Raw genomic sequence first — 8,481 nt, 5'->3', positions numbered from 1 at the left:
CCGCGGACATGTCCGCGGTGAAGCGGGGGCCCGCGCAGTTGTCGCAGCGACCGCAGGGCTTGGCGGCCTCGTCGTCCAGCTGACGCTGCAAGAACTCCATCCGGCAGTCCGTCGTCGACGCGTACTCGCGCATCGCCTGCTGCTCGGCCTTGCGCTGCCGCGCCACCCACGCGTACCGCTCGGCGTCGTACGTCCAGGGCTGCCCGGTCGCGATCCAGCCTCCCTTCACCCGCTTGACCGCCCCGTCCACGTCGAGGACCTTGAGCATGGACTCCAGGCGGGAGCGGCGCAGCTCCACCAGGGGCTCCAGGGCGGGCAGTGAGAGGGGCTTCTCCGCGTGCGCGAGGATGTCGAGCGTGCGGCGCACCAGCTCTTCCGAGGGGAAGGCGAGCGACGCGAAGTACTCCCAGATCGCCTCGTCCTCCTTCCCGGGGAGCAGGAGCACCTCGGCGTGCTCCACGCCGCGTCCCGCACGGCCCACCTGCTGGTAGTAGGCGATGGGGGAGGAGGGCGAACCGAGGTGCACCACGAAGCCCAGATCAGGCTTGTCGAAGCCCATGCCGAGCGCCGAGGTGGCGACCAGCGCCTTCACCTTGTTGGCGAGCAGATCCTCCTCGGCCTGCTGACGGTCGGCGTTCTCCGTCTTGCCCGTGTACGAGGTGACCGTGTGCCCGCGCTGCCGGAGGAAGGCAGTGACCTCCTCGGCCGCGGCCACGGTGAGTGTGTAGATGATCCCGGAACCCGGCAGTTCGTCGAGGTGTTCGGCGAGCCAGGCCATCCGGTGCGCGGCGTCCGACAGCCGGAGCACGCTCAGACTCAGGCTGTCCCGGTCCAGCGGGCCCCGCAGCACGAGGGCGTCGGAGCTGCCGCCCGTGCCGAGCTGTTCCGCGACGTCGGCCGTCACCCGCGCGTTGGCGGTGGCGGTGGTCGCGAGCACCGGCACACCGGGCGGGAGGTCGGCGAGCATCGTGCGCAGCCGGCGGTAGTCCGGCCGGAAGTCGTGGCCCCAGTCGGAGATGCAGTGCGCCTCGTCCACCACCAGCAGCCCGGTGGCGGCCGCGAGCCGGGGCAGCACCTGGTCCCGGAAGTCCGGGTTGTTCAACCGCTCGGGACTCACCAGCAGGACGTCGACCTCACCCGCGGCGATCTCGTCCTGAACGGCATCCCACTCCTCGGTGTTGGAGGAGTTGATGGTCCGGGCGTGGATACCGGCCCGGGCCGCCGCCTCGACCTGGTTCCGCATGAGCGCGAGCAGCGGGGACACGATCACGGTCGGACCGCTGCCCTGGGCCCGCAGCAGCGAGGTCGCCACGAAGTAGACCGCGGACTTGCCCCAGCCCGTGCGCTGGACGACCAGGGCGCGGCGTCTGTCGGCGACCAGTGCCTCGATCGCCCGCCACTGGTCCTCCCGCAGCCGGGCCGTCCCCGAGACGTCCCCGACGAGACGGGCGAGGACCGTGTCGGCCGCCGCCCGGAGATCCGCGTTGCTCGTGTGCTCCATGCGTTCCATACAACAGGACGGCACTGACAGCGCGAGCGGTGGACGAGGTGATGCGGCACCTCGCCGTTCCGGTGACGTGTCCCTGATCGGAGTTATCCACAGGGTCAAGCGGAGCTCCGGATTCCGCGAGATCGTCTCCACATGACGAACCACAGCGAAGCGACTGGATCCTCTGAAAACGGCGACATCACAGGATCCGACGCGCACGGCAAGCACAAGGACGGCGGACCGCAAAAGGGGGCGAGCGAGGGGGCCGGGCCGCACGCCCCGAGCCCCGCATACGACGGACATGGCGGCGAGCACCAGGTCACCCTGCGCACCCCGGCCGAACTGGCCGACGCCCTGCCGTATCTGCTCGGGTACCGCCCGGAGGACAGCATCGTCCTGGTCGCCCTGCACGACAGGGACGGACGCGGCCGGTTCGGGGGCCGGGCCCGCCTCGGCATCCCCGCGAACGCGGACGACTGGCCGTCGGCGGCCCGGCAGCTGGCCCACGGACTGGTGACAGGCAGCGAGCGCCGAGGGGCCCGCCCCGATTCGATGGTCGCCTTCCTCTGCCAGGAACCGGAGAAGGGCGAGTCCGGCCGACAGGTCATGGAGCGGCTGAGGCCGCTGGCGCACAGGCTGCGCGTGGAGTGCGGTTCCCTGGACGTGACGGTCGTCGAGGCACTGTGCATCTCCGACGGCCGGTACTGGTCGTTCTGCTGTGACAACGCGGTGTGCTGCCCGCCCGAGGGCGCCCCCATGGGCCTGCCCGGCACATCGGTGCTGGCGGCCGCTGCCACCTACGCGGGCATCCAGGTGCGCGGCACGCTGCGGGAGCTGCGGGCCCGGCTGCTCCCCTGGGAGAACGCCGCCGCTCTCGAGCAGGAGAGCGCCCTGGACAGCGCGAGCCTGGCACTGGTCCCGAGGATCCTGGACGACGCCGGCCGCGCCGACGTGGCCGACGAGACACTGCGACTGGCCGGGCGGATCCTGGACCGCTTCGCCGGGGCACAGCCCGTCTCCGGCATGCTCCTGGCGGATCTCCGCGACGACGAACTTCTCGCCCACGACGAGGCGGCCCGGCTGATCCTCGGCCTCCAGGACCGCGCGACCCGTGACCGCGCAGCCGAATGGATGGAGGGCGACGAGGCCGGACTCGCCCTGCGCCTGTGGCGGTCGCTGGCCCGCCGCTGCGTAGGACCCTACGGCGAGCACGCCGCGGCGCCGCTCACTCTCGCCGGATGGGTCGCATGGTCCACGGGTGACGAACTGGAGGCCCGGGAAGCCCTCGCCATGGCTCTGGGCGCGGACCCCGACTATCTCTTCGCCCGTCTCCTGCACCAGGCCTGCAACGAAGGCCTCGACCCGGAGTCGATCCGCAGCTGCCTGCGCGCGGAGCGCGACGGCCGTGGGCGCTCAGGAGCCGCCGACTCTGCCACCCGGTCCGACGGCATGGATGCTCGGGCCGAAAACGGCATGGATGCTCCGGCCGCTGGCTTGCAAGCTCGGGCCGAAAACGGCATGGGTGCTCGGGCCGACGGCATGGCTTCCGGGGCAGACGGCTCCCGGGCTCGGGCCGAGGAGTGTGGCGACCGGGCGGACGACTTGCCCGGACAGGCGGTCGGCTCCGACCCGCAGGACGACGCCTCCCCGGCTCGGTCCGCCGCCGACGAGGTCGCCGCAGGGGCAGCCATGTCCGAGTGCGTGCCGGAGCCTGCAGTCGCGTCCACGGCGGTGCCCTCACGTCGTCGACGCCGTGTCCGTTCCACCGGTGCTGCCGGTGAGGGCGCCGGCATCGCCCCGGGTGGTGTCCGCAGGGGAGACCGCGTCCCCGGCACCCGGGCGCCCCGTCGGCGTACTCCGGCAGGTCCTACGCGTCCGGGCGGTGCCGCAGGCGCCGGCACGCGCACCGGGCGGGCGACCGCGGGCACGGCACGGTCCGGCAGCGGACGCACGAGCGGCACGCGTGCGCGCACGCCGGGCAAGACGGCCATGCCGCGTGCGGACATCGGCCAGGAAGGCGCGCAGTCCGGCCAGGGCACGGAGGGGGAGGAGTGAGGGTCCCCCTGGCGGCCGCGACGCGCGCGGGGCGGAGGCACGGGCGTGACCCGAAGGAGGTTCACGCCGTTCACCTGAGTGGCGGAACGCCTGGACGGGCCGTGACGCCGTACCGCCCCTGCCCCGCCGGAACCCTCCGGCACCGGCGCCTGACTCGGTCGAGGCGCACAGAGCGCAGAGGAAGCCTCTCCATGCATCAGCCGACTCCGCCCTCCGCCGTCGATGACCGCCACGCCCCGGGCGTTCAGCCGCCACCTCGTGGGTCTGGCCCCGCCCTGCCGGGTGCAGGCGCTCCACGGTCGGGGGCTGAGAGCGCCCCTCCGCGGCCGGCGGCACGCGTCGACGGATTCGGGCCCAGGTTCCCCGGAGGCGCCGCACCGGCCTCGCTGCCCACCGGTCCCGACGCATCCCCGCCCTCGACACCGGGCCCCGGCCGTTCGTCGCCCCACGGGGCGGGCCAGAACCGCCGCCCGGATTCCGCGTCGGGGTACGGCTCGCCGTCACCGCCCTTGGCTCTGAGCCGGGGCCCGTCGTCCTCCGCAGGGCAGCCCGCCGTGCCTCCCAGGGGTGCCACGATCCCCGGACTGCGCTGGTCCGCCGACCTGCCGCCGGCCCACACCATGCTGATCTGTGTCGCGCTTCCCGGTCTGGCCATCTCGACGGAGGAAGGGCAGATGACCGGCCGGGGACTGGAAGGGTTCTATCGCGCCGGCCGGCGGGTGCTCTCCCGGTGCGAGGTCCGCGTCGCCGGGCGGGAACCGCTCGCCGTGCAGGCCCGCATGGCCGCGGCTGACCGTGCCAGGTTCGTGGGCACACTCCGCACGTCGCCGCAGTCGGGCCCGGATCCGGACGTGATCGTGGAACGCAATCGTCTCGCGGACGGCACGGAGCGGATCACCCTGCACAGCGCGGCTCCCCGTCCGCTGCGTCTGCCGGTCGAGGTGTCGCTGGGCACGGACCTGGCCGACCTGGGGGCGATCGCCTCGGGCCGCGCCGGCCCCGAACTTACCGCCAGCGTCCACGACTCCGGCCTGCGCTGGTCCTGCGCCACCGGCAACGCGTCCGTCACGGCCGCACCGCCTCCCTCGGACGCCCTGGCCTCAGCCGGACTGCTGCGGTGGGAGCTCGACCTGCCGCCGGGCGGCAGCACAAGCGTGGAGCTGCGGGTGCGGCCCGACGGCGCCGGCCCCCTCCGAGCCGTGGGCCGCGTGGCGACCAGCCCCCTGGCCGCCGCGCGAGCGGAAGGCGACGACCCGAGAGTCCCCGCACTCCTGAGGGCGAGCATCGAGGACCTCCAGGCCCTCCTGCTGCGTGATTCCGCGTACCCCGCCGACACGCACCTCGCGGCAGGGGCACCCTGGCGCTGCGGTCTGGCCCCCGCCGAGGCGCTCGTGGCCGCCCGGATGGCCCTGCCGCTCGGTACGGGCCTGGCAGCGGGGACGCTGCGGATCCTCGCCCGTACCCAACTCACCGGTCCGGGACCACAGTCCGGGATGATCCCCGGCCCGAGACGGGACGCGGGCCCGCACCTTCCGCCGCAGTGCACCGGTACGGAGGCCACGCTGCTCTTCCCCGTGCTGCTCGCCGAGGCTCGCCGCTGGGGTCTCGGCGAGCAGGAGACGGAGGAACTGCTGCCCGCCGCCGAGCGTTGTCTGACCTGGCTGCGAGCCACCGTGGGAGATGACACGTACCTGAGCGACCCGCATCCGGGCGGGCCCGTCCGCTGCGAGACACAGGCCCACGCCCATCGTGCCGCGCTCCTCGGCGCCGACCTGCTCGACGCCTGCGGCCGCACGGACGGACCGGCACTCCGGCAGTGGGCGCTGGCCCTACGGACCGCCTTCCGCGGGGACTTCTGGGTCGACGACCGCGGGGGCGGCCGGCCCGCGGCAGCCCGTGCCCCGGACGGCAGGCCGGTGCCTCACCTGGGCGCGGCCGCCGTCCACCTCCTCGACACCGGCCTGCTGGGCGAGGGCGCCTTGGCACCAGGTCTGCTCGACAAGGTGCAGACCGAGAACCTCGCCCGGCTGCTCGGCAGCCCAGTCATGGACTCGGGCTGGGGCCTGCGCGGACTGGGCGCCAAGGAACCGGGGTTCAATCCGTTCGGTCATCGCGCCGGGGCCGTGCGCGTCCAGGAGACCGCACTCGCCGTCGCGGGTCTGGCCGCCGCCGGATACGAGAAGGAGGCGACCTCGCTGCTGCGAGGCGTGCTCGCGGCCGCCGAGACCTTCGCCCACCGGCTGCCCGACATGTACGCGGGGGAACAGCGCACCGACGGGAGCGCCCCCCTCCCGCACCCGGCGGCCTGCCGCCCCGCGGCCACATCGGCGGCCGCCGGAGTGCTGCTGCTGACCACGCTCGTCGGCATCCGCCCCGACGCCCCGGCCGGCACCGTCACCCTGCGCCCGATGCGCAGCGCGCCCCTGGGTGAGATCGGCTTCACGGCCCTGCGGATCGCGGGCGCCCCGTTCTCCGCGCGGGTCAGCCGGCTCGGCCTCGCCATGGTCGAGGAAGCGGCCGACGGACTTCAACTGGGGGTGTGACCTGGTACGACGTTCAATCGACCGACCGCCGGGGTTCAAGTGAAGTCCATTTCCGACCGAAGTGGATCAGTCGCCGGTGCGACCGGCGAAGGGAGTGTTTATCGTCAGGCAGACGACTATGATCGCCGCATGCCCTACGACCCGTCAGCGTTTCCGCCCTTCGCCGTCACCGTGGACCTGGTCGTGCTGACCGTTCGCCGCCATGCCCTGTGTGCGCTGGCGGTACGCAGGGGGGAACCGCCGTTCCAGGGGCGTTGGGCGCTCCCCGGCGGCTTCGTGAGGGCCGACGAGGACCTGGCGCAGGCCGCGGCGCGTGAGCTGGCCGAGGAGACCGGCCTGCGCGTCCACGATCCGTCCGTCCCCGCCCAGGACAACGGGGCGCACCTGGAACAGCTCGCCACCTACGGCGACCCCAAGCGGGACCCCAGGATGCGGGTCGTCAGTGTCGCCCACCTCGCGCTCGCTCCCGACCTGCCCGCGCCCAGGGCCGGCGGCGACGCCAGCAACGCGCGCTGGGCCCCGGTGGAGGAACTGCTGCGGCAGGGCGGTTACGGGCGTGACGCCGAACCGGTCGCGCCGCTCGCGTTCGACCACGCACAGATCCTTTCGGACGGAGTGGAACGGGCCCGCTCCAAGATCGAGTACTCGTCGCTGGCCACGGCCTTCTGCCCGCCCGAGTTCACCGTCGGCGAGCTGCGCCGTGTCTACGAGGCGGTGTGGGGCGTGGCGCTCGACCCGCGCAACTTCCACCGCAAGGTCACCGGCACACCGGGCTTCCTCGTCCCCACGGGTGGGACGACCACCCGCCAGGGCGGCCGTCCGGCCCAGCTCTTCCGTGCCGGTGGCGCGACTCTCCTCAACCCCCCGATGCTGCGCCCCGAGGTCTGACGCGGGTCCGGAACGTCACGCGCCCGCTGTCCGGACAAGGATGATTGTCGTGCCCGAGGCAGGCCTCGTGCTGCCCGAAAAAACGGACATAGCGCGCTATCTTGCTGCAGGTGATCCAGGCCTTCGGACTGACCAGCAACGCCCGCAAAGGGCTTCCGCCCGCGGCCGATGACGTCTCCTTCGAGGCGCGAGCGGGCCGCGTCACCGCGCTGCTCGGAGCGCCGGGCGCCGGTAAGACGACAGTTCTCAGACTCATGCTGGAACTCCAACAGGGCCGTGGCATCACCTACTTCCGTGGCCGTCCCCTGCACCGCATCGCCCATCCCTCGCGCGAGGTCGGTGTGCTGCTGGGCGATGTGCCGGGGCACCCCGCCCGCACGGTCCGCGGCCATCTGCGCATGCTGTGCGCCGCGGCGGGAGTCCCGGTCCGGCGTGCCGACGAAGTCCTCGAGGTGGTCGGGCTAGTGAGCCTGCGCGACGAACGCCTCGGCACCCTCTCGCGCGGCATGGACCGCCGCCTGGGCCTGGCCTGCGTCCTCCTGGCCGATCCGCACACGCTCGTTCTCGACGACCCGGCCGATGGTCTGTCCGTCCGCGAGAGCCACTGGCTGCACGGCCTGCTGCGTGCCCACGCCGCCCAGGGCGGCACGGTCCTGTTCACCACGGCCGACCCCAAGGAGGCAGCCCGCACCGCCGACCGCGTCGTCACTCTGGAGCAGGGCAGGCTCGTGGCCGACCAGGACGTCGCGGAGTTCTCGCGCACCCGCCTGCGCCCCCGGGTCGCCGTACGCAGCCCGCACGCGGCACGTCTGGCGGTTCTCGTGGCCAAGCAGGCCCGCACCGCGCGGCGCTCCGTCGAAGTCGTACGAGAAGGCGGCAACCGCCTCTCCGTGTACGGCAGTACCTGCGCCGAGATCGGCGAGACGGCGTTCCGTCACGGCATCGTCGTCCACCAACTGGCCGATGAGATCGGTGACATGGGGCCTGGGGCGGGAGCAACACAGGCAGGTGAACCGCAGATCAGCCGTGACCCGGTACCGGCCACCGCAGGACAGACGGCGGACGGCTCACACAGGGCCGCCCACACAGTGCGAAGGTCGGACGACATGCTCGGGCACGTCGGCTTCCAGCCGGAGGGCGCGGGTGCCAGGCCAGGGCACGTCACAGACGTGCACCGGACGACCGTTGCGCCCCAGACCGCCGACGGCGAGCCGCGTCCCTCCCCCGACGTGCCGAAGCCGGCCTCGGTCACCGCCGAAGCCCTAGCCTCCAGCGGCGAGCCGTGCCCCCCGGCTGAGCCACGACCTGCCGTTGACGCACCGAAGCCGGTCGCCGACGAGCCGCTGTCCTCCGACGGTCCCACACAGCTCGCCGCAGAGCCGCACGAACGCCCGGTCGCCCCGTCGGCCGGCCGCCCGTCCAACGCCGAGGCCCGTCCTGAGGAGATGACGGCACCTCTTGCGTCCCACCGCGCCGGCGCACGCACGGCGCGGTGGGACGCAAGAG

Annotated in this window: 5 protein-coding genes; 4 read left to right on the top strand and 1 reads right to left on the bottom strand. The window is 73.3% G+C overall.

Going from position 1 to position 8,481, the window contains the following annotated elements; translation table 11 throughout:
• Window positions 1-1,501 (bottom strand): RecQ family ATP-dependent DNA helicase (locus tag CCL05_RS37865; protein ID WP_086565161.1); only part of this gene is annotated, 1,501 nt, incomplete at its 3' end.
• A gap of 141 nt (window positions 1,502-1,642) precedes the next feature.
• Between CCL05_RS37865 and CCL05_RS37860 the strand changes: the two genes are divergently transcribed.
• From CCL05_RS37860 to CCL05_RS46685, 4 genes are all read left to right on the top strand, one after another.
• Window positions 1,643-3,544, top strand: coding sequence for a DUF4192 domain-containing protein (locus tag CCL05_RS37860; protein ID WP_086565160.1), 1,902 nt, complete (start codon window positions 1,643-1,645; stop codon window positions 3,542-3,544).
• Between the two features lie 620 nt (window positions 3,545-4,164).
• Complete coding sequence (locus CCL05_RS37855) at window positions 4,165-6,087, top strand: glycogen debranching N-terminal domain-containing protein (protein WP_086565162.1); 1,923 nt, start codon at window positions 4,165-4,167, stop codon at window positions 6,085-6,087.
• A gap of 129 nt (window positions 6,088-6,216) precedes the next feature.
• Entirely contained in the window at window positions 6,217-6,975 is a 759-nt protein-coding gene (locus tag CCL05_RS37850; RefSeq protein ID WP_010034909.1) for an NUDIX hydrolase, read from the top strand.
• A 110-nt stretch (window positions 6,976-7,085) separates the two neighbouring features.
• The coding region (locus CCL05_RS46685) for an ABC transporter ATP-binding protein (RefSeq protein ID WP_244204539.1) at window positions 7,086-8,481 on the top strand (1,396 nt) is incomplete at its 3' end.

The sequence above is a fragment of the Streptomyces africanus genome, assembly GCF_002150735.1.
Taxonomy (GTDB): domain Bacteria; phylum Actinomycetota; class Actinomycetes; order Streptomycetales; family Streptomycetaceae; genus Streptomyces; species Streptomyces africanus.
This window is presented reverse-complemented; position numbering and strand designations above follow the sequence as displayed.